Raw genomic sequence first — 20,422 nt, forward strand, 5'->3', positions numbered from 1 at the left:
CGAAGAGCCTTCCAGGGCCCTCAAGAGCGGCGCCCCGGCAGCGGCTACAGGGCGAGATGAATGCAATACGCCTCCCATGGTTTTCCACGGGGGGGTTTGGGGGGGCTGCGGCCCCTGACTATTGGTTAAACATGGAGAGCTCGGGATGGTTTTCTCATCCAATGTGTTCCTGTTCCTGTTCTTGCCGGTGTTCCTCGGCTTGTACTACTTGAGCGGGCAACGCTATCGCAACCTGTTGCTGCTGATCGCCAGCTACGTGTTCTACGCCTGGTGGCGGGTGGACTTCCTCGCGCTGTTCGCCGCGGTCACCTTGTGGAACTACTGGATCGGCCTGAAGGTCGGCGCCGCCGGCGTCAGGACCAAGCCCGCCCAGCGCTGGCTGCTCCTGGGAGTGGCGGTGGACCTGTGCATCCTCGGCTACTTCAAGTACGCCAACTTCGGCGTCGAGAGCCTCAACGCGATCATGACCTCCATGGGCCTGGAGCCGTTCATCCTGACCCACGTGCTGTTGCCGATCGGTATCTCGTTCTACATCTTCGAGTCCATCAGCTACATCATCGACGTCTACCGCGGCGACACCCCGGCGACCCGCAACCTGATCGACTTCGCGGCGTTCGTGGCGATCTTCCCGCACCTGATCGCCGGCCCGGTGTTGCGCTTTCGCGACCTGGCGGACCAGTTCAACCATCGCACCCACACCCTGGACAAGTTCTCCGAAGGCTGCACGCGCTTCATGCAGGGCTTCATCAAGAAGGTGTTCATCGCCGACACCCTGGCGGTGGTCGCCGACCATTGCTTCGCCCTGCAACACCCCACCACGGGTGATGCCTGGCTGGGCGCCCTGGCCTACACCGCGCAGCTGTACTTCGACTTCTCCGGCTACAGCGACATGGCCATCGGCCTGGGGTTGATGATGGGCTTTCGCTTCATGGAGAACTTCAAGCAGCCCTACATCAGCCAGTCGATCACCGAGTTCTGGCGGCGCTGGCACATCAGCCTGTCCACCTGGCTGCGCGACTACCTGTACATCACCCTGGGCGGCAATCGCAAAGGCACCCTGATCACCTATCGCAACCTGTTCTTGACCATGCTCCTGGGCGGCCTGTGGCACGGCGCCAACTTCACCTACATCGTCTGGGGCGCCTGGCACGGCATGTGGCTGGCCATCGAGAAGGCCCTGGGCATCAACACCAGCCCACGCAGCCTCAACCCGATCCGCTGGGTCCTGACCTTCCTGCTGGTGGTGATGGGCTGGGTGATCTTCCGCGCCGAGAACCTGCACGTGGCCGGGCGCATGTACGGCGCCATGTTCAGCTTCGGCGACTGGTCGCTGTCGGAACTCAACCGCGCCAGCCTCACCGGCCTGCAAGTGGCGACCCTGGTCGTGGCCTACCTGACCCTGGCGTTCTTCGGCCTGCGCGACCTGTATCGCAACCCGGCGCCGACCAAAAGCAAGCCCGAAGCCGGCCCGGCCCTGGACACCCAGGCCGATGGCCCGGCCACCGCCCAACCCGGCCTGATCAAGGCAGCACCCGGCGACAACCCCGGCAGCATCCACCAGCCGGGCTACATCGTCGGCCGCGAGGCCCAGGTGCAACCGGCCTACTGGAGCGCCGACTGGTCGCGCTATGCCATGCGCGCCCTGGTGCTGCTGCTGTTCATTGCCTCGATTCTCAAACTCTCGGCGCAAAGCTTTTCGCCGTTCCTGTACTTCCAGTTCTGAGGAGGCCGCTCATGACCCGCTCATTACGCCTGTTCTACGTCGCACTGTTCCTGGTGACCCTGCTGGTCCTGGGTCTGTGGTCGGCGCGCAGCTTCTTCGGCTTCAGCACCAACAGTGACGCCACCGTGCTCGACGGGCGCTGGACCAAGGCGGTGGAAACCCACTACGACGACCAGTTCCCGATCAAGCGCCTGGGCACCAACCTCTGGGCCGCACTGGACTTCAAGCTGTTCAACGAGGGTCGTCCGGGGGTGATCCTAGGCCGCGACCAGTGGCTGTACAGCGATGAAGAATTCCATCCGGTGGTCAACGAGGAACTCAACCTGCAGGGCAACTACGCCCTGGTCGAGGGCGTGCGCCAGACCTTGAAGCAGCACGGGGTGAAACTGGTGATGGCCATAGTCCCGGCCAAGGTGCGGTTGTATCCGGAACACCTGGACACCGTGCGCCCGGCGCGAATCCACGCCAACCTCTACCAGGACTTCCATGCCCGGGTGGCCGCCGACAAGATCCTCGCCCCCGACCTGCTGGGCCCCCTGCAACAGGCCAAGCAACAGGGCCAGCAAGTGTTCCTGCGCACCGACACCCACTGGACGCCGGCCGGCGCCGAAGTCGTCGCCCACCAACTGGCCCAGGCCATCGCCGCCAAGACCCCGCTCAGTGGCCAGCCACAACGCTTCGTCACCCAGGCCCAGGAGACCGTCAAGCACAAGGGCGACCTGCGGCGTTTCCTGCCCCTGGACCCGTTGTTCGAGAACCTGATGCCAGCCCCGGAGCCCCTGCAAAAACGCGAGACCCACGCCGCTGGGGAACAGGCAGGCGCCGCAGACAACCTGTTCGCCGACCACGAAGTACCCGTGACCCTGGTGGGCACCAGCTACAGCGCCAACCCCAACTGGAACTTCGTCGGCGCCCTCAAGCAGGCCCTGCACAGCGATGTGCTGAGCTACGCCGAGGACGGCCACGGCCCGATCCTGCCGATGCTCAGCTACCTCAAAAGCGACGACTTCAAGAACCACCCGCCCCAGGTGCTGATCTGGGAATTCCCTGAGCGCTACCTGCCGGTGAACAACGAAATTGGCGACGCCGACCCGCAGTGGGTCGCAGAGCTCAAGCAAACCGGTGCCCAAGCTGGGCCGGATAGAAGCGTCGCGAGCGAAGGCAAGACAAGGCAAAAACAGGCGAGGACGCGGAGTTTACGAGCTGTAAATGAGCGGTCCGAGCCTGTTTTTAACGCTGGATTGCCGAGCGCAGCAGCTTCTATCCAGCCCGGCCAACAAACTGTGGCACTCAACACATCCGAGACGCCCGACCGGGCACACAACTGAAAAGAGAGGTGACACCCATGACTTTCACTATCAATCCGCGTCGTCTCGCCAAGGCCATCACCCTGGCTGCCGGCATGAGCGTCCTGTCCGTGCCCGCCTTCGCCGGGGGCGACGCCGCGCTGTACGGCCCCACCGCGCCCAAGGGCTCGACCTTCGTACGCATCTACAACGCCAGCAACAGCGAAGTCAGCGCCACCATCGGCAGCACCAACGTCAACGACGTCGCGCCCCTGGCCAGCAGCGACTTCAGCTTCATGCCCGGCGGCGACTACACCGCCAAGCTGGGCAGCCAGAGCGTGCCGGTGAAACTGGCCGCCGATCACTATTACACCCTGGTCAACAACGCCAGCGGCCAACTGCAACTGATCGAGGAGCCGCCGTTCAAGAACAAGCAGAAATCCCTGGTGCGAGTGCAGAACCTCAGCGACCAGGCCCTGACGCTCAAGACCGCCGACGGCAAGACCGACGTGGTCCAGGCCGTGGCCGCCAAGGGCCGCGGCGAACGCGAAATCAACCCGGTGAAGGTCAGCTTCGCCCTGTACGACGGCCAGAAGAAAGTCAGCGACCTCAAGCCCGTGGCCCTGGAGCGCGGCGAAGCGGCGGTGCTCTACGTCACCGGCAACGGCAGCAACCTGTCGCCGGTGTGGGTGAAACGCCCAGTCTCAACGCGCTAACCGCGCGAGCTATCAGCCACAAGCCTCAAGCGGCAAGTGAAGAGCTTTTAACTTGTCGCTTGCAGCTTGCGGCTCCCAACTGCATTTATTAGGAGTAACAACATGATTCCGGTGATCTTGTCAGGTGGTAGCGGCTCACGTCTTTGGCCGCTTTCGCGCAAGCAATTCCCCAAGCAATTCCTCGCCCTGACCGGCGAACACACGCTGTTCCAGCAGACCCTGGAGCGCCTGGTGTTCGAAGGCATGGACACCCCCATCGTGGTCTGCAACAAGGACCACCGCTTCATCGTCAACGAGCAATTGAGCAACCGCAGCCTCGAATCCCAGCGCATCCTGATGGAGCCCTTCGGCCGCAACACCGCGCCGGCCGTGGCCCTGACCGCGATGATGCTGGTCAACGAAGGTCGCGACGAGCTGATGCTGGTACTGCCGGCCGACCACGTGATGGACGACCAGAAAGCCCTGCAGCGGGCCCTGGCCCTGGCCACCGTGGCCGCCGAGCGCGGCGAGATGGTGCTGTTCGGCGTACCGGCGACCAAGCCGGAAACCGGCTACGGCTACATCAAGTCGACCCACGATGCGCTGCTGCCGGAGGGCGTCAGCCGGGTCTCGCACTTTGTCGAGAAACCCGATGAAAAACGCGCCACCGAGTTCGTCCAGGCCGGAGGCTACTTCTGGAACAGCGGCATGTTCCTGTTCCGCGCCAGCCGCTTCCTCGAAGAGCTGAAAAAACATGATCCGGACATCTACGACACCTGCCTGCTGACCCTGGAGCGCAGCCAGCAGGACCCGGACACCGTGATGATCGACGAAGCCACCTTCGCCTGCTGCCCGGACAACTCCATCGACTACGCGGTGATGGAAAAGACCCAGCGCGCCTGCGTGGTGCCGCTCAGTGCCGGCTGGAGCGACGTGGGCTGCTGGTCGTCGCTGTGGGACGTGCATGAAAAGGACGCCGACGGCAACGTCAGCAAGGGCGATGTGGTGATCCAGGACAGCAAGAACTGCATGATCCACGGCAACGGCAAGCTGGTGTCGGTGATCGGCCTGGAGAACATCGTCGTGGTCGAGACCAAGGACGCCATGATGATCGCCCACAAGGACAAGGTCCAAGGCGTGAAGCAGATGGTCAACACCCTCAACGAACAAGGCCGCAGCGAAACCCAGAACCACTGCGAGGTCTACCGTCCGTGGGGCTCCTACGACTCGGTGGACATGGGCGGGCGCTTCCAGGTCAAGCACATCTCGGTCAAGCCGGGCGCGTGCCTGTCCCTGCAGATGCACCACCACCGCGCCGAACACTGGATCGTGGTCAGCGGCACCGCCGAAGTCACCTGTGACGAGAACGTGTTCCTGCTCACCGAGAACCAGTCCACCTACATCCCCATCGCCTCGGTGCATCGCCTGCGCAACCCCGGCAAGATCCCCCTGGAGATCATCGAAGTGCAATCGGGCAGCTATTTGGGTGAGGACGATATTGAGCGGTTCGAGGATATCTACGGCCGCTCTACTCCGGTGGAACGTGGTGTTTCGGTGAAAACTATCGCTCAGTAAGAGCAGCGGCAAGCTGCAAGCAAGAGCAGCCGTAAGCTTCAAGCGACAAGCTGCAAGTAGAAGCAGATAGTCGTTGTCAGCGAGTCCTTTCAACCCCCTTCCGGTCGCCTGCGTCCCCTATCCGCAGGCGGTTGGACAGGGGGATTTTTTTCAGAAGCAGTGCCAAGTGCCAAGCCTCAAGCGGCAAGCCAGATCAGCAGCCACCTGTGGATGCAAAAGGTCGTTCAAGGCTACACATATCGGGTTGACCGCCCTCTTCTCGCTCCCTATCCTCGCGCCTGTCACGACTCATTCGTGATCGGGTTTGACGGCCCGCAACATCTCTCACGACGTGCATTGCCTCATCTCTACGCTCGGGCACACCTGTGCCTGCAGCATTGCGTTATGGCAACTGTGCGTGGGGCACCTTTGGGTGCGCCGGGTTACGTGAGACCGGTCCGTCAACCTGCGTACAGTTGCCACCCAACTCGTTTGACGGCGAGCCGATGGCAGCTCTTGATAACTCACGGAGCAACACACCATGACGGACCGTATCGCACTAACCAGCAACGAATCCTCCACTCCCTCCCTGTTTATCGACACCCGCGCGCCCTTGGACGAACTGCATGCCAGCGCCGCCTACCGCATCCTCGCGGTGACTCAACTGATGGAAAGCATCGTGCACATGGACAGCCGCCATGCCGATGCCACCGACCTGACACAGATCGCCCACGCCAGCGCCATTCTGCTGCGCGATGGTTGTGATCTGCTGGATGTGTTGGGTCGACGGATTCGTGGCAGTCAGTACCTGAACTAAAACGCCCCGTGATCGTTCCCTCCTTCAAATGCGGGGGGAACGATCTGCAGGCCTATCCCCTCTTCTTCATCTCCAACCCCACCTCATTGATCACTGCCGTCCCCCTCTGCATCAGAAAATGCATAGCCCTGTTGTGGGTGGCAGCCGTGCGCGGATTGGTCGACCGGAGATACAGGAACCCGGCAGGGCTGAAGCCCTTCCACGCACAGCCGCCATTGCACGAATACACAGGCGCACAACGAGCTTGCAATAGCGAAAGGGGGCGCTGCGGCAGCTGTATCAAAACGGGCTGCCAAGCGAAGGGGGGGCAGCTGCGCGCAGGTTGGTAAACCGGAGATACAGGAACCCGGCAGGGACGAGCCCTCCCACGCACAGCTGCCATTGCACGAGTGTGCAGATACAAAAAAGCGCCTGCAATAGTGAAATGTGGCGCTGTTGCGCCTGTATCGAAATGGGTTACCAAGCCCAGTCGCTGAATGGGCAGCGACGCTCAAAGGCCAGTCCGGGTTCGACACGGAGCAACGACAAAGGCGTCGCAGTTTATTGACCTGGAAAGCACATCACCTCATGTAGCTGCTGCCGAGCCCGCGAGGCTGCGACAAGGGCCGCAGGACCTTCAGCGAATTCAAGATCCAGGCGGCCGCTGCGCGCCCGTGCGCAGCCTGCGGTAGCGGCTACAGGGAGATTACGATGCGCTTGAATATTTCTGTCATGGGGGCGTAGTTCACATAGACCCCATTGATATTGGCTTCGAGCCATTCAGACTGGCTGACATCCTCCCAATCGAGTTCATAGCCCGCAGATAAAGCGAGATGTTCGAAAAATAGTCGTTGGACTCGACCATTGCCTTCACGAAATGGATGAATCATGTTGAGTTCGCAATAGAACTCCGCCAGCTTCTTGCAGAACTCTTCTTTATCGAGACCACCCAACCAACTGTCTTTCTGAAGAGCGGAAAAAATCTTCAGTGCCTCGGCTTCAATTCGCCCACAATGACAAAAAGGAGTTCCGCCCTTGGAGATATCAATATTTCTTATTTCTCCAGCCCACGCATAAAGATCAGAAAACAGTTTCCGGTGCAATAGCTTGAAATTCTCCAAGCTGTAGGGAGGGGCAACATAGACGACCCGACTCACTGTAATCGCGGTAATTTCCCTTTCAGCTGCCTCAAGGGCTGCCATCTCTTGGATGTCCAGCTTGTTCTTGAGTACCGATGAATTGGGATAGCAGTAATGATCGTTAGAGGCGTCATACTTATCCATTCAACTGCCGTCCATGTTTGGCCAGGATTTTTTCCAGGGAGAGTTTCTCGTCAAAAGCAGGAATTTCGATGCCTTCAAGCCTTGAACTATTCATGAAGTTCTTGCGTTTCTTCTTTTCGAAACGTTCATGCAGGTCGAGTTCGCGGGGAGTGACGCATGTCGAGATCCCGTGAAGCGCATCCTTCAACTCCGTCCAGTTTTTTGCCGTTATTTCAAAACCAATCATTTTCGCTGCGTTGGCTCGAGCGGCTGGATAAGAAGTGGTAGTACAAAAATAATGTTCATACTCGCAACTCGATTTTTCCAAGGCACGAATGGCTTTCAGTTTCAGCAACAAGGAGTTCCACCCTTTGGCGCCTAGCTTCAAGTAAAGCTGGGCCTCGACAAAGCGTTTTATTTCGAGAAACTTCCCCAATGCTTTCAGATCGTCAACCTGTGCAGTTTGGAAAATCTGCTGCAGCGATACGTCCATCATTCGACCCCATGACTTTTATCAAAGCCTGGAAATTATACACCCCATGGGGCATCCACACGCTTAGCAAAGAGACCACTCTGTCGCTCTTCATACAGAGCTGATGATCGTCACATCAGGTTGTAATAGCGGTTCGTCAAAGGCCATTCACCCATGACAAGCCACGCGCTCAATCATCATCTGCCTCCGGTCGCCAACAAATAGGTGAATATCAAGAGTCGAGTTCCTGCATCGCCAACCCCACCTACGCTTAGGTAGGATGCACCCACATTCCCCAGAGGTTCGCGTCATGTTCATCGGCGTCCTGCTGATCATTACCTGGCTGATCCTGCTCCTGCGCTACCCCGCCAAAGCCCTGCCCGTGTCCCTGGCCGCCGCCTGCGGCCTGGCCCTGGTGGCCGGCTGGGTGGTCTGGCTGGACAACCGCGAAGCCCAGCAACTGGCCCGCCTGGAACTGCGCCTGGCCTACGCCCCCGAACACTGCCCCGCCGACCGCCCGCTACAGGTCAAGCTCAACAACGGCAACAAAGTCCCCCTGACCGAACTGCGCTGGCGCGTCGCCGCCTACGCCCCGGGCGACACGGTGAACCTCGCCGACAACCAGTACAGCGCTCCACGCTATCGCGGCCCCGGCGAATTGCAGGCCGGCGCCAACTGGCAGGACTGCCTGCCCCTGCCACCGCTACGCCCAGGCTATCGCCCGCAAACCCTGGAGTTTCGCGCCGAGCGTTTGCAGGGTAGTTTCTCTCGCTGATCCCCTTCCCATCGCCCAGCACAAGGACCGCGCCATGCCCGTAGCGTTGATCACCGGTTGTTCCAGCGGCATCGGCCGCGCCCTGGCAGATGCCTTCAAACAGGCCGGCTACACCGTCCTGCCCAGCGCCCGCAAGGCCGAGGACGTCGCCGCCCTGCAAGCCGCCGGCTTCCACGCGGTGCAGCTGGACGTGAATGACGGCGCCGCCCTGGCCGCCCTGGCCGAGGACATCGACCAACAGCACGGCGGCCTCGATGTGCTGATCAACAACGCCGGCTACGGCGCCATGGGCCCGCTGCTCGATGGCGGCGTGGAGGCCATGCAGCGCCAGTTCGAAACCAACGTGTTCGCAGTGGTCGGGGTGACCCGGGCGCTGTTCCCGGTACTGCGTCGCAGCCGTGGCCTGGTGGTGAATATCGGCAGTGTGTCCGGGGTGCTGGTGACGCCATTTGCTGGCGCCTATTGCGCCTCCAAGGCTGCCGTGCATGCGCTCAGCGATGCCCTGCGCATGGAGCTGGCGCCGTTCGGCATCAAGGTCATGGAAGTGCAGCCCGGGGCCATCGCCTCCAGCTTTGCCAAGAACGCCGGGCATGAAGCCGAACAGTTGCTCAACGAACAATCGCCCTGGTGGCCGCTGCGCGAGGGCATCCGCTCCCGGGCCAAGGCCTCCCAGGACAAGCCGACCCCGGCCAGCGAATTCGCCGCCGGCCTGCTCAAGGCCGTGCAACAACCCAACCCGCCGCGCCTGGTCCGCCTGGGCAACGGCAGCCGCGCCCTGCCGCTACTGGCCAACCTTTTGCCCAAGGGCTTGCTGGAGAAGGGGCTGATGAAGCGCTTCGGCCTGGCCGCCAAGCTCTGACCCCCGTGATGTCCGGGGCCCGGAACCTGCAACCTAGGCATCTGCCTCGGGCCCTCTCGAAACAGCGCCCCCCAGGTTGTAGCCCGGCGCAATCTTAGTAGAATGCGCGCACTCAAGGCCCCGGGCCTCGATCAAGCCGCATGGAATCGCTGGCGTCTCAAGCACGGAACTGCTGAAGCTGCTCCTCCCGCCCTTTCCTGCCCGCCCATGCGCTACTTCGCCCAAAGCAGACCAGGAATCCGTCATTGAAGCCCCAACACTTGCTGCCACTGGCCCTGGCCACCTTGCTCATCGGCTGTGGCGAACCGTCGCCGGACGAAGCGCTGAACGCGACCCTGCCCCAGGTCGGCCTCGACCAGTTGCTGCCCCAAGCCACGCCCAACCAGTACTGCACCACCCAACTGGACAGCGAACTGCTGTTCGGCCTCGGCTACCAGTTGTACGACCACGACCAACCCGAGCTGGCGCGCAGTTGCCTGATCATGGCCGCGCCCAGCTACGACCGGGCGCTGTGCTACCTGGCGAAGATCGCGGAGCAAGACAGCAGCAAGGACAGTGCCGAGCGTGATCGCGAGGCCTTTGGCTACATGGCCTACTCGGCACGCAAGAACGACTCCTGCGCCGAATTCGGCATGTTCCAGAACTTCACCTTCGGGATGCGCGGGCAAACCCCGGACACCGCCTTGGGCTTGCGCTGGCTGGAGCGCTCGGCGCGCCATGGCGACACCGACGCCCAGCAGACCCTGGTGCGCCTGCATACCAACAAGGGCAACCTGGCCCTGGCCTACAGCTGGGCCAGGGCCCTGGACGACCAGCAGAAGATCCAGGGTCTGAAGCAGAAGATGAGCGCGCAGCAACTGGGCGAAGGCGAGCAGGAGTACCAGCGGCTGAGCCCACAGCTGACCAGCCAGGACAGCGTGCGCCAGCAAAACCGCGAACAGAACATCGCGCTGTATACGGCGGGCGTCTATCAACTGCGCCCCACGGCCTTCGAGGGCATGCCGGCAGCCGAGCGCCATGCCTTCATGGACCGGGCCCTGAGCCGGGTCAGCGCGCTCCCTGCGTTCACCAACCGGCTGCAGCTCTATACCTACGCGATCATCGCCCGCCAGGCGCAACTGCGGGACCCGCAACTGGACATCCTGCAAAACCCCCAGGTCCTGGCCCTGTTGCAGAACCCCGACCTGGACCTGGAGCCAACCGTGACCCAGGCCCTGGCGATCCTTGCGCCAAGCGGCTCATAGGCTGCACGGCGTCATTGTCTTTTCTCCATCACCGACCAGGGAACATCCTTTGAAATTGCTCAAGGCATTGCCACTGATCTTGCTCGCCGTACTGGCCGCATGTTCTCCCGAAACCCCGCAACCTGCCGCGCCCAAGGTCCCGGACCTGAATGACAGCCTGCCCAAGCTGAGCTTGCAGACCCTGCTGCCGCAGGTACCCGACACCCAGGACTGCAACCGCCAGATGGACAGCGATGTGCTCTACGGCATCGGCATGGCGCACTTCAACGACAACGACTATCCGGCGGCCAAGAGCTGCCTGGTACTGGCCGCCCCCGAGCAGCACCGGGCGTTCTGCTATTTGTCGATGATCGCCGAACAGGAAAGCGACGCCAGCGATGCCACGCCCAACCGCCAGTCGTTCGACTACCTGGCCTACGCCGCCAGCCAGAACGATTGGTGCGCCGAATACGGGCTGTACCAGGTGTACCGTTTCGGCCGCAAGGGCATGACCGCGGACCGGGCCCTGGCCCAGCGCTGGCTGGAACGCTCGGCCCAGCACGGCTACCCGGTGTCGCAACAGGCCCTGGTCCAGATCCACGAGGAACAAGGTGACCTGGCAAGCGCCTATGCCTGGTCGAAGATCATCGACGACCGCAATGCCAGCGGTGAGCGCGAAGCACTCAAGGCACGCCTGAGCCCCGAGCAACTGCTGGCCGCCGAGCAGCACTACAACCAGTTGTTGGGCCAGGTCACCAGCAAGGATGCGATGTACGCCCAAGCCCGGGAAGAAGATATCGGCCGCTACTCGGCCACCATCCAGCAGGCCTACCCGGACACTTTCCGTGGCATGGCCAGCCAGGAACGCCGGGATTTCGTCCGCCAGGCCATGCTCAAGGGCATCGACCTGCCGTACATCCACAACCGCCGCCAGATCACCAGCTACATGGTCATCAGCCGTCGGGCGCAGCTCAAGCAAGCCAACGCCGACGTGCTGCAGAACAAGCAGATCGTCGCCCTCCTGGGCAACGACGACCTGACGGTGGCGCAGATCCTGGACAAGGCCCAGGTCATCCTCGACAAGCACTACAAGTAGCGCACTCCCGCGCCAGCCGCTGTTTCGCCGGCGGCTGGCGGCTCAGTCCTGCGGGTCTTGGCGGACCACCACGGTGCAGGTGATGCCCGCCGCCAGCAGCACGCCCTCGGGCACCTCGTCGATATGGATGCGTACCGGCACCCGCTGGGCCAGGCGTACCCAGTTGAAGGTCGGGTTGACGTCGGCGATCAGCTCGCGGCTCTCGGGGTTGTCACGGTCGTAGATCCCCCGGGAAATGCTTTCCACATGGCCCTTGAGCACCTGGCCGCTCATCAACTGCATGTCGGCTTTATCGCCCACGCGCACGTGGGGCAGCTTGGTTTCCTCGAAGAAGCCGTAGACCCAGAACGAATTCATGTCCACCACCGCCATCTTCGGTTCACCAATGCGCGCGTAGTCGCCACGGTGCACGTTGAGATTGGTGACGTAGCCGTCCACCGCCGCCCGTACCTGGGTGCGGGCCAGGTTGAGTTCGGCGGCTTCCAGCTGGGCCTGGGCGTGTTGGTAGTCGGCCAGGGCCGAGTCGGCGATGTTGCCGGCGTCGTCGCGGTTTTCCTTGGAGATCACCAGGCTGTCCAGGTCGGCGCGGCGCCGGGCGTTGACCTTGCGCATCTCCCAGGTGGCCTTTTTCGAGGCCACCAGCGATTGCGCCTGCTTGACCGCGATCTGGTAGTGCTCGGGGTCGATCTGCATCAGCAAGTCGCCCTTGTGCACCAGCTGGTTGTCCTTGACCGGTACGTCCACCACCTCGCCGGTGACGTCGGCGGCGACATTGATGACGTCGGCGCGCACTCGTCCATCGCGGGTCCAGGGGGTGTACATGTAGTGCTCCCACAGGGTACGGCCGATCCACAGGGCCAGGGCCAGCACGAGCAGGGTGGCGAGCAGGCTGAAGAACTTTTTCATTGCGGGGGTCTCAACGGTAGACAGTGAGCGCCATGGCGCCGAACAGACAGCAGAACAGGCTCAGGCGCAGCAGCGCCGGGTGCCAGAAGAAGCGATACAGGTCATAACCGGAGATGAACCGGTCCAGGGCCCAGGCCAGGGCCGCGGCGATGAAGAACATCAGGGTCATGGTCGGCATGTAAACGCCGTGGAAGGCGATTTCACGAGGCATGTGCAGGTCCTTGGGGTGCAGGCACCGCCGGCTTGGCCACGGCATAGGCCGCCAGCGGCGATTGCGGGTCGAGCAACGAAGTACGGATGAAATGCAGGTAGCTCTTCACCCGGCGCAGGGCCGAGGTGTCGAAGTGCGGGGCGAAGGGTTCGTCGGTGGCCTGGACCCGGCTGATGGCATGGTCCACGGCGATCAGCCCGCGCTCCAGGTTGCTCTGGCTAGGCTGCAGGAACAGCCGCACCAGGGAACGGCCCATGACCCGGATCGCCTGGCGCCAGGGCTGGGATTCGGCATAGGCCGGGTGCACCGGGAGGATCGCCTGCTCCTTGCGCAGCTCGATGATGGCGTGGCCGACCTCCAGCACCACGAACATCCAGCGCAGCAGCTCGCTCTGCACCTTGGGCTGGCCCACCGCCAGGCCATAGGCCTGGTGCAGCAGGTCGCGAGTGCGACTCTCGAAGCTCGACGCCAGGCCCTTGAGCTTGCCGCTGATGGCATACACCACCTGGCCGCGCAGGTCCTGCTCCAGGCGGCGCCACAACCAGCGGCTGTTGGGCGGCAGGATGATCGCCCCGGCCGCGGCGCAGACCAGCATGCCCATGACCATGGCGATGTAGTCGTTGATGAAGGTGTAGGGGTTGTAGATCGTCAGGTTGTCCGGCACCGAGCCGGTGCTGAAGAAGATCAGCAAGCCCAGGCCGACCCCGGCGTACTTGGGCCGCGAGGCCAGGAACGAGCCCAGCACGATCACTGGCGCCAAGGTCAGGCACAGCAGCGGGAAGCCGTCGAGCCAGGGGAACACGAAGAACATCTCGACGAACCCCACCAGGGCGCCGATGAAGGTGCCGCAGGCCATCTGGAATGCCATGCGCTTAGGGTTTGGGGTGGCGGCCGACAGGCCGATGGTGGCGGCTGCGATCAGGGTCATGGTGGCGCCACTGGGCCAGGCGGTGGCGACCCAGTAGCTGCCCAGCACCACCAGGACGAAGGCGGCGCGAATCCCCGAGGCGGCCGAGGCCAGCCAGTTGGTCTGCGGGGTGTAGGGTTCGTCCCAGCGCTCGCGCTCATGGCTGTGCTCGGCCAGGGAGGCGTGGGTCTGGGCGTAGCTGTGCAGTTCGTCGACGAAGCGGTACAGCAGCTCGTAGGCGGTATGGAAATCCAGCTGCTCGGCATCGCTGGGGACGGTTTCCTGGAACGCCGCGCGCAGGCTGCGCACCCGTGCCGGCAGTTCGCCTTTATAAGCCGCCAGCGCCGTGGCCAGGCGGGCCGCGTCGGGGCTGGTCAGGGCCCGGCCGGAGAACCCGTCCAGCAGCTCAGCCAGGTCGTAGAGCCCGGGCTTGATCGCCGCCACGACGTGATCGGCACCGCTGCTGCGCAGGCGCTCGAGCAACTGGTGCAGGGCGTTGAAGCGCGTGGTGATGCCCATGAACTCGCTGTTCAAGCGGCTCAGGCGACCGTTGCGCCGACGCATGTGCGGGTCTTCGAACACGGTGACGCTGCGCAGCCCTTCCAGGCCCACCGCCTCGGCGATGAAGCGCACGTTGCTGCTTTCAAAAATGTCGCGCTGGCTGCGCCCGCGCAGGCCATCGGTGACGAACATCGCGAACACCCCGAAGCGCTGGTACAGGGCGTTGCGCATGGCGGCACTGGCGGTCTGCGGCAGGATCGCGGCGCTGACCAGGGTCGAGCAGAGAATCCCCAGGGAGATCTCCAGCACCCGCCAGACCGCCGCCATGAAGGCGCCTTCCGGGTGGGCCAGGGCCGGCAGGCCGACCATGGCCGCGGTGTAGCCGGCGAGGACGAAACCATAGGCGCGGAAGTTGCGATAGCGCGCAGCGCCAGCCGAGCAGATGCCGACCCAGATCGCCAGCGAGCCCAGGAACAGCTCGGTGTTCTGGGCGAACAAGGCGATCAGCGCCACCATCACCGCCGAGCCGGCCAGGGTGCCGAGGAAGCGATAGAAGCTCTTGGCGAACACTTGGCCGCTCTGCGGCTGCATGACGATGAACACGGTGATCATCGCCGTGCGCGGCTGCGGCAACTCCAGGCGCATGGCCAGCCACAGGGTGAGGAACGCCGCCGCCAGCACCTTGAAGATATAGACCCAGGTCACGCCATCGCTGCGTGCCCAGTCGAAGAAACCCCGGCGCCACTCAAGGGAATACAGCCAGCGCAAGGGTGCGGGCAAGGAAGTCATCGGAACCTGCTTCAGTGATCAAAGACGGCCAGGGCCGCCGGGGTCTTGGGCGCTTGGATCTGTTTGTCGGAGGGCACGTCGCGACCGGCTTGCAGGCCACCGCCCAGGGCAGTCACCAGGTCGGCCTGGGCGCTCAGGCGCGCGGCCTGGACTTGCTGCTGCACTTGTTGCTGATGGAACAGCAGGGTCTGGGCATTGAGCACATTGAGGTAGTCGGTCAGGCCGCGCTGGAACGCCACGGTGGCCAGGTCGTAGGTCTTCTGCGCGGCGGCCACCGACTCGGCGGCGAACGACTGCTGCTTGTCCATGGACTCGCGACGGATCAACTGGTCGGAAATGCCCTTGAGCGCATCCACCAGGGTCTGGTTGTACTTGGCCACGGCCAGGTCGTAGCCGGCCGAGGCCTCACCCAGTTGCGAACGCAAGCGGCCGCCGTCGAAGATCGGCAGGCTGATGGCCGGGCCGACGTTGTAGTTGAGCTTCTTGCCGGTGAGGAACTCCAGGGCCCCGCCGCCGGTGGCCATGAAGCCGATGCTGCCCACCAGGTCGACGTTGGGATAGAACCCGGCATGGGCCACATCGATGCCCCGGGCCTGGGCCGCCACCTGCCAACGGCTGGCCACCACGTCCGGGCGCTGGCCCAGGAGCTCGGCGGGCAGGGCCGAGGGCAGTTTCAGCGCCGCGCCCAGGGCCAGGCTCGGCCGTTGCAATTGCGCGCCCTCCCCCGGCCCCTTGCCGGCCAGGGCCGCCAGCTGGTTGCGGGCCAGGGCGATTTCTTCATCCAGGGCGTCGATCTGGCGATGGGTCTCCGGCAGTGGCGCCTCGGCCTGGCTCACCTCGAAATGCGTGCCGATGCCAGCGTCCAGGCGCCGTTGCGCCAGCTCGAGGATCTGTTGCTGCTGCTTGAGGGTAGCCAGGGCGATATCGCGCTGGGCGAAGTGCAGGGACAGCTGGATATAGCTGCGCACCACGTTGTTCACCAGCTCCAGCTGGGCCAGGCGGGCCTCGGCCACGCTCATGTGGGCCAGGTCCACGGCGCGCTCGGTGGCGTTGCTTTCCCGGCCCCACAGGTCCAGCGCATAGCTGAAGCCCAGGGCGGCGTTGTTGTCCCAGGTGGTGCTGTTGGATAGCGCCCCGGGGCCGTAGAAAGGGTCGGTGGGCCAGTTGTGGCGCTTGAGGGTGGCGTCGCCCTTGACCTGCAGCGACTCGGCCGACTCGGCGATACCGGCCATGGCCTTGGCCTGGCGCACCCGGGCGGCGGCCATGGCCATGCTCGGGCTGCCTTGTATGGCCAGGTCGATCCAACGGTTCAGCTGCGGGTCGCCATAGGCCTGCCACCACTGGGCAGTGGGCCAGTGGGCATCCCGCGCGGCGCTCTGGATCGCCTCGTCGGTGGCCAATGTATTAGCGGGAAGTGTCTTGCCTTGTGGGGCAATGCCTCCGGTTCCGATGCAGCCGCTGATTGCTAACGATAAAGCCCAAACATTGAGGGTCTTGAACCCTCTGCTGATGCGACGCGGCACTGCTGCGAATTCCTGAGATCGAGGGGGAAGGCAAATCTCTCGCAGGTGCCGGCAGGCCAACGGTCCAGGCCCGGATATCGGGTCGGACGGCGCTTCGTCGGCAAGGCTCCTGCGGATCGGCGCAATTCTAGGGGGCGGTCGGTTCGGCGATAAGCTGGGATTCCTGTGAATCTTTGTTACCGTAAACGCGATAATCCCTTGGTCGTATCCCCAGACGCCTGTAAAAACAGAAACTTCGTGTCACAATTTGCAATCTCCTTTGAGAGCACCCCATGGACACCTTGCAAAACATGCGTGCCTTCAGTTGTGTCGCCGAAGCCGGCAGCTTCACCGCCGCGGCCGTGCAACTGGACACCACCACGGCCAACGTCTCGCGTGCCGTCTCCAATCTCGAGGCGCACCTGCAAACCCGCTTGCTCAACCGCACCACCCGACGTATCGCCCTGACCGAGGCCGGCAAGCGCTACCTGCTGCGCTGCGAGCAGATCCTGGCCTACGTCGAGGAAGCCGAGGCCGAGGCCAGCGATGCCCATGCCCGTCCCGCCGGCCAGTTGAAAGTCCACACCATGACCGGCATCGGCCAGCACTTCGTGATCGACGCCATCGCCCGCTATCGCAAGTCGCACCCGGACGTGACCTTCGACCTGACCATGGCCAACCGCGTGCCGGACCTGCTGGACGAGGGCTACGACGTGTCCATCGTCCTGGCCAGCGAGCTGCCCGATTCGGGGTTCGTGTCCCAGCGCCTGGGGATCACCTACAGCATCGTCTGCGCCTCGCCAGCCTACGTGAAGGCCCACGGCTGCCCGCAGAAGCCCAGCGACCTGCTGCACCATGCCTGCCTGCGCCTGGTGAGCCCGGTGATTCCCCTGGAGAAGTGGGCCTTCGACGGTCCGGAAGGCCAGGAGATGGTCACCATCAACAGCTCGCCGTTCCTGGTGAACTCGGCCGACGCCATGAAGGCCGCGATCATCAGCGGCATGGGCATCGGCGTGCTGCCGGTGTACGCCGCTATCGAGGCCTTGCGCAACGGCACCCTGGTGCGGGTCATGCCCAAGTACCGCTCCCAGGAGCTGAACCTCTACGCCATCTACCCCTCGCGCCAGTACCTGGACGCCAAGATCAAGACCTGGGTCGAGTACCTGCGCGGTTCGTTGCCCGAGATCCTCGCCGCGAACCAGACCGAGCTGGCGTCCTATGAGCTGAGCGGCACCCTGGCCAGCGCCCGCTCCGGGCATTGAACAACCGGTCCCTGGCGCGGGGGCCAGGCCAGAAAAAGCCCATGGAACGGGCTGTTTGATGTTAGCGTGCCAAGCATTTTCCCCCGCCTGACGAGCCGCTTCGCGATGAAAAAGACCGTACTAGCCTTCAGCCGCATCACTGCCCAGATGACCGAACGCCTGCAACAGGACTTCGAAGTCATAGTGCCCAATCCCAAGCAGGGGGATATCGCCGCCCAATTCAACGAAGCCCTGCCCCGGGCCCACGGCCTGATCGGCGTCGGCCGCAAGCTGGGGCGCGCGCAGCTGGAGCACGCGACGCAGCTGGAAGTGGTGTCGAGCATCTCGGTGGGCTACGACAACTACGACCTGGACTACTTCAATGAACGCGGGCTGATGCTCACCAACACCCCCGATGTGCTCACCGAAAGCACCGCCGACCTGGCCTTCGCCCTGCTCATGGGCAGTGCGCGCCGGATCGCCGAGCTGGATGCCTGGACCAAGGCCGGGCAGTGGCAGGCCAGCGTCGGCCCGGCGTTGTTCGGCTGCGATGTGCATGGCAAGACCCTGGGGATAGTCGGCATGGGCAATATCGGCGCGGCCATCGCCCGCCGCGGTCGCCTGGGCTTCGGCATGCCGATCCTCTATAGCGGCAACAGCCGCAAGAGCGCCCTGGAACAGGAGCTGGGGGCGCAGTACCGCAGCCTCGAGCAGTTGCTGGCCGAGGCCGACTTCGTCTGCCTGGTGGTGCCGCTGAGCGAGCAGACCCGGCACCTGATCGGCCAGCGCGAACTGGCGCTGATGAAGCCCAGCGCGATCCTGGTGAACATTTCCCGTGGCCCGGTAGTGGACGAGCCGGCGTTGGTCCAAGCCCTGCAGAACGGCCAGCTCCGCGGTGCCGGCCTGGACGTGTACGAGAAGGAACCGCTGGCGCAATCGCCGCTGTTCCAATTGTCCAACGCCCTGACCCTGCCCCATGTCGGCTCGGCCACCACCGAGACCCGCGACGCCATGGCCGAGCGCGCCATGAGCAACCTGCGCAGCGCCCTGCTGGGCCAGCGCCCCCAGGACCTGGTCAACCCGCAGGTGTGGAAGGCCCAGTAACAGCCGGCAAACGATACCCCCGGCCCACTTCGCGCCCACAACCGCATAGCCAGGCACAGCCGGCGGGCGATGAACGAAAACCTGCGCCACCAGTCAGATGGCCAAGCCCGCTTGGCCAACCTGCCCTGCCAAGGCAATGCCCGCAGGCTGGCCACTGTCTCAGAGAGATCCTGCATGAAGTTGAAATATCTACTCCTGGCCCCGGCGTTCTTCCTCGCGGCCTGCGATCAGCAATCGCCAGCACAGGCGACCAGCCCCACGGCCAAGTCGCCGCTGATAGTGGCCCTGGAGTCCATGGGCAGCCACTTCCAGCAAGAACCCAGCAACGTGATGGTGAATCAGAAAGTCACCGGCGAGTCCCCGACCGAGGCGGTGGTCGAGATCGAGGAGTCAGGGTTGCTGGATGACTCGGTGTTCGCGCAAAAGACAATATTCAACCTGTCCATCGAGAACGAGCGCTGGACCGTGACCGACAAGACGACCCAGGTGAAATGCTACCCGGGCCGGGGCCATCAGGACTATGGGTCCGATCCTTGCCAGTAACGCTCCCACCGACGTGATCGCCCTCCGCCGGCAGCGACAGGCCGGCGTGGAGAATCAGGCCAGCTTCCCGGGAATTGCCGCCAAGGCCCTGGGTTTGCGAGACACCAGCACGTTGCCCAGCATCACCAGCACCAGGCCGGCCAGGGCCGGGGCGGTCCACTGGTAGCCTTCCACCACCGCCGAGACGTTCAGCGCCACCACCGGGAACAACACCGTGCAATAGGCCGCCCGCTCCGGTCCCATGCGCCCCACCAGGGTCAGGTAGGCGGTGAAGCCGATCACCGAGCCGGGAATCACCAGGTACAGCAGCGAGCCGATATAGCGCGTGTTCCACTCCACATCGAAGGCGATGCCCTGGGCCAGGCAGTACAGCGCCAGCATCGTCGCCCCGTAGGCCATGCCCCAGGCATTGGTGGTCATGGGCTTGAGCCCGGCCTTCTGCTGCAGGCTGGAGAGCATGTTGCCGGCGGAGAAACACAGGGTGCCCAACAGGCCCAGCCCCAGGCCGAGCAGGGTTTGCGGGCTGGCGCTATGTCCTGCCAGCTGCGGCCAGAACAGCAGCCCCAGCCCCAGAAGGCCCAGGCCGCCACCGAGCAGCACGTTGCGGGCGATCTTCTGGCCGAAGAACACCCGCGCATTGAGGGCGTTCCACAAGGTCGCGGTGGAGAACACCACCGCCACCAGGCCAGTGGGCACCCACTGGCTGGCATGCAGGAAACACATGAAGTTGAGGCAGAACAGGCACAGGCCCTGGGCCAGGCAGATCAGGTGGGCGCGGCGGTTCATCGCCTGCAGCTTGCCACTGACCAGGAGCAGGACGAACAGGACCAGGGCCGCCAGGGCGAAGCGATAGACGATGGATACCGGAATCGCCACCACGCCCAACTGCAGCTTCAGGGCGATCCAGGTGGTGCCCCAGATCAGCACGGTCAACAAGTACAACGACAGGTTCATGGCACGGCTCCTCGTATAAGGAA

General features: G+C 63.6%; 18 protein-coding genes and 1 pseudogene. 12 read left to right on the top strand and 7 right to left on the bottom strand.

The features are described 5' to 3' along the window. The first annotated feature begins 145 nt into the window (after window positions 1–145). The 5 genes and pseudogenes from CAG11_RS10430 to CAG11_RS10450 all read left to right on the top strand — a co-directional run bounded on the left by CAG11_RS10430 (window position 146) and on the right by CAG11_RS10450 (window position 6,075). Complete coding sequence (locus CAG11_RS10430) at window positions 146–1,723, top strand: MBOAT family protein (protein ID WP_085596246.1); 1,578 nt, start codon at window positions 146–148, stop codon at window positions 1,721–1,723. Window positions 1,724–1,734: 11 nt separating this feature from the next. Beyond that, a pseudogene (locus tag CAG11_RS10435) lies at window positions 1,735–2,853 on the top strand (alginate O-acetyltransferase); the annotation flags it as partial. Window positions 2,854–3,068: 215 nt separating this feature from the next. Further along, complete coding sequence (locus CAG11_RS10440; protein ID WP_085596248.1) at window positions 3,069–3,725, top strand: alginate O-acetyltransferase AlgF; 657 nt, start codon at window positions 3,069–3,071, stop codon at window positions 3,723–3,725. Between the two features lie 102 nt (window positions 3,726–3,827). Continuing rightward, entirely contained in the window at window positions 3,828–5,279 is a 1,452-nt protein-coding gene (locus CAG11_RS10445) for a mannose-1-phosphate guanylyltransferase/mannose-6-phosphate isomerase (RefSeq protein WP_085596249.1), read from the top strand. Window positions 5,280–5,799: 520 nt separating this feature from the next. Next, entirely contained in the window at window positions 5,800–6,075 is a 276-nt protein-coding gene (locus CAG11_RS10450) for a short-chain dehydrogenase (protein ID WP_085596250.1), read from the top strand. A 674-nt stretch (window positions 6,076–6,749) separates the two neighbouring features. Here CAG11_RS10450 and CAG11_RS10455 read toward each other — a convergent pair. After that, entirely contained in the window at window positions 6,750–7,337 is a 588-nt protein-coding gene (locus tag CAG11_RS10455; RefSeq protein ID WP_085596251.1) for a putative adenosine monophosphate-protein transferase Fic, read from the bottom strand. Then, window positions 7,330–7,809 carry a YhfG family protein gene (locus CAG11_RS10460; protein ID WP_177409107.1) on the bottom strand — a complete coding sequence of 160 codons (480 nt, stop codon included), beginning with the start codon at window positions 7,807–7,809 and terminating at the stop codon, window positions 7,330–7,332. The genes CAG11_RS10455 and CAG11_RS10460 overlap by 8 nt, the downstream gene beginning before the upstream one ends. Window positions 7,810–8,098: 289 nt before the next feature. On the opposite strand from CAG11_RS10460, the gene CAG11_RS10465 reads away from it, so the two are divergent. The 4 genes from CAG11_RS10465 (at window position 8,099) to CAG11_RS10480 (ending at window position 11,741) form a co-directional block, all read left to right on the top strand. Continuing rightward, window positions 8,099–8,563, top strand: coding sequence for a hypothetical protein (locus CAG11_RS10465; RefSeq protein WP_022642426.1), 465 nt, complete (start codon window positions 8,099–8,101; stop codon window positions 8,561–8,563). A 34-nt stretch (window positions 8,564–8,597) separates the two neighbouring features. Continuing rightward, window positions 8,598–9,422 (top strand): SDR family oxidoreductase, encoded by an 825-nt coding sequence (locus CAG11_RS10470; RefSeq protein ID WP_085596253.1) that lies wholly within the window; start codon window positions 8,598–8,600, stop codon window positions 9,420–9,422. A 245-nt stretch (window positions 9,423–9,667) separates the two neighbouring features. Beyond that, window positions 9,668–10,666, top strand: a complete 999-nt coding sequence (locus tag CAG11_RS10475) for a hypothetical protein (protein ID WP_085596254.1) — start codon at window positions 9,668–9,670, stop codon at window positions 10,664–10,666. Window positions 10,667–10,715: 49 nt separating this feature from the next. Further along, a complete protein-coding gene (locus CAG11_RS10480; protein ID WP_085596255.1) occupies window positions 10,716–11,741 on the top strand; it encodes a hypothetical protein in 1,026 nt (341 codons plus the stop codon). Between the two features lie 42 nt (window positions 11,742–11,783). Here CAG11_RS10480 and CAG11_RS10485 read toward each other — a convergent pair whose 3' ends face one another. The 4 genes from CAG11_RS10485 to CAG11_RS10500 are packed head-to-tail and all read right to left on the bottom strand — an operon-like array spanning window position 11,784 to window position 16,578. Then, a complete protein-coding gene (locus CAG11_RS10485) occupies window positions 11,784–12,647 on the bottom strand; it encodes an HlyD family secretion protein (protein ID WP_022642420.1) in 864 nt (287 codons plus the stop codon). Between the two features lie 10 nt (window positions 12,648–12,657). Then, window positions 12,658–12,858 (bottom strand): DUF1656 domain-containing protein, encoded by a 201-nt coding sequence (locus tag CAG11_RS10490; RefSeq protein WP_007930063.1) that lies wholly within the window; start codon window positions 12,856–12,858, stop codon window positions 12,658–12,660. After that, a complete protein-coding gene (locus CAG11_RS10495) occupies window positions 12,848–15,055 on the bottom strand; it encodes an FUSC family protein (protein ID WP_085596256.1) in 2,208 nt (735 codons plus the stop codon). The genes CAG11_RS10490 and CAG11_RS10495 overlap by 11 nt, the downstream gene beginning before the upstream one ends. 11 nt (window positions 15,056–15,066) lie before the next feature. Continuing rightward, window positions 15,067–16,578 (bottom strand): efflux transporter outer membrane subunit, encoded by a 1,512-nt coding sequence (locus CAG11_RS10500; RefSeq protein ID WP_085596257.1) that lies wholly within the window; start codon window positions 16,576–16,578, stop codon window positions 15,067–15,069. 272 nt (window positions 16,579–16,850) lie between these two features. Here CAG11_RS10500 and CAG11_RS10505 point away from each other — a divergent pair, with 272 nt between their 5' ends. The 3 genes from CAG11_RS10505 to CAG11_RS10515 all read left to right on the top strand — a co-directional run bounded on the left by CAG11_RS10505 (window position 16,851) and on the right by CAG11_RS10515 (window position 19,445). Further along, a complete protein-coding gene (locus tag CAG11_RS10505; RefSeq protein WP_022642418.1) occupies window positions 16,851–17,819 on the top strand; it encodes a LysR family transcriptional regulator in 969 nt (322 codons plus the stop codon). A 105-nt stretch (window positions 17,820–17,924) separates the two neighbouring features. Next, on the top strand, window positions 17,925–18,902 hold the full coding sequence (locus CAG11_RS10510) for a D-glycerate dehydrogenase (RefSeq protein WP_085596258.1): 978 nt from the start codon (window positions 17,925–17,927) through the stop codon (window positions 18,900–18,902). A gap of 174 nt (window positions 18,903–19,076) precedes the next feature. Continuing rightward, window positions 19,077–19,445 carry a hypothetical protein gene (locus CAG11_RS10515; RefSeq protein WP_143494538.1) on the top strand — a complete coding sequence of 123 codons (369 nt, stop codon included), beginning with the start codon at window positions 19,077–19,079 and terminating at the stop codon, window positions 19,443–19,445. Window positions 19,446–19,499: 54 nt separating this feature from the next. Here CAG11_RS10515 and CAG11_RS10520 read toward each other — a convergent pair whose 3' ends face one another. Further along, on the bottom strand, window positions 19,500–20,399 hold the full coding sequence (locus CAG11_RS10520; RefSeq protein ID WP_085596260.1) for a DMT family transporter: 900 nt from the start codon (window positions 20,397–20,399) through the stop codon (window positions 19,500–19,502). Window positions 20,400–20,422: the final 23 nt, after the last annotated feature.

It is taken from the genome of Pseudomonas sp. B6(2017) (genome assembly GCF_002112765.1).
GTDB lineage: Bacteria > Pseudomonadota > Gammaproteobacteria > Pseudomonadales > Pseudomonadaceae > Aquipseudomonas > Aquipseudomonas piscis.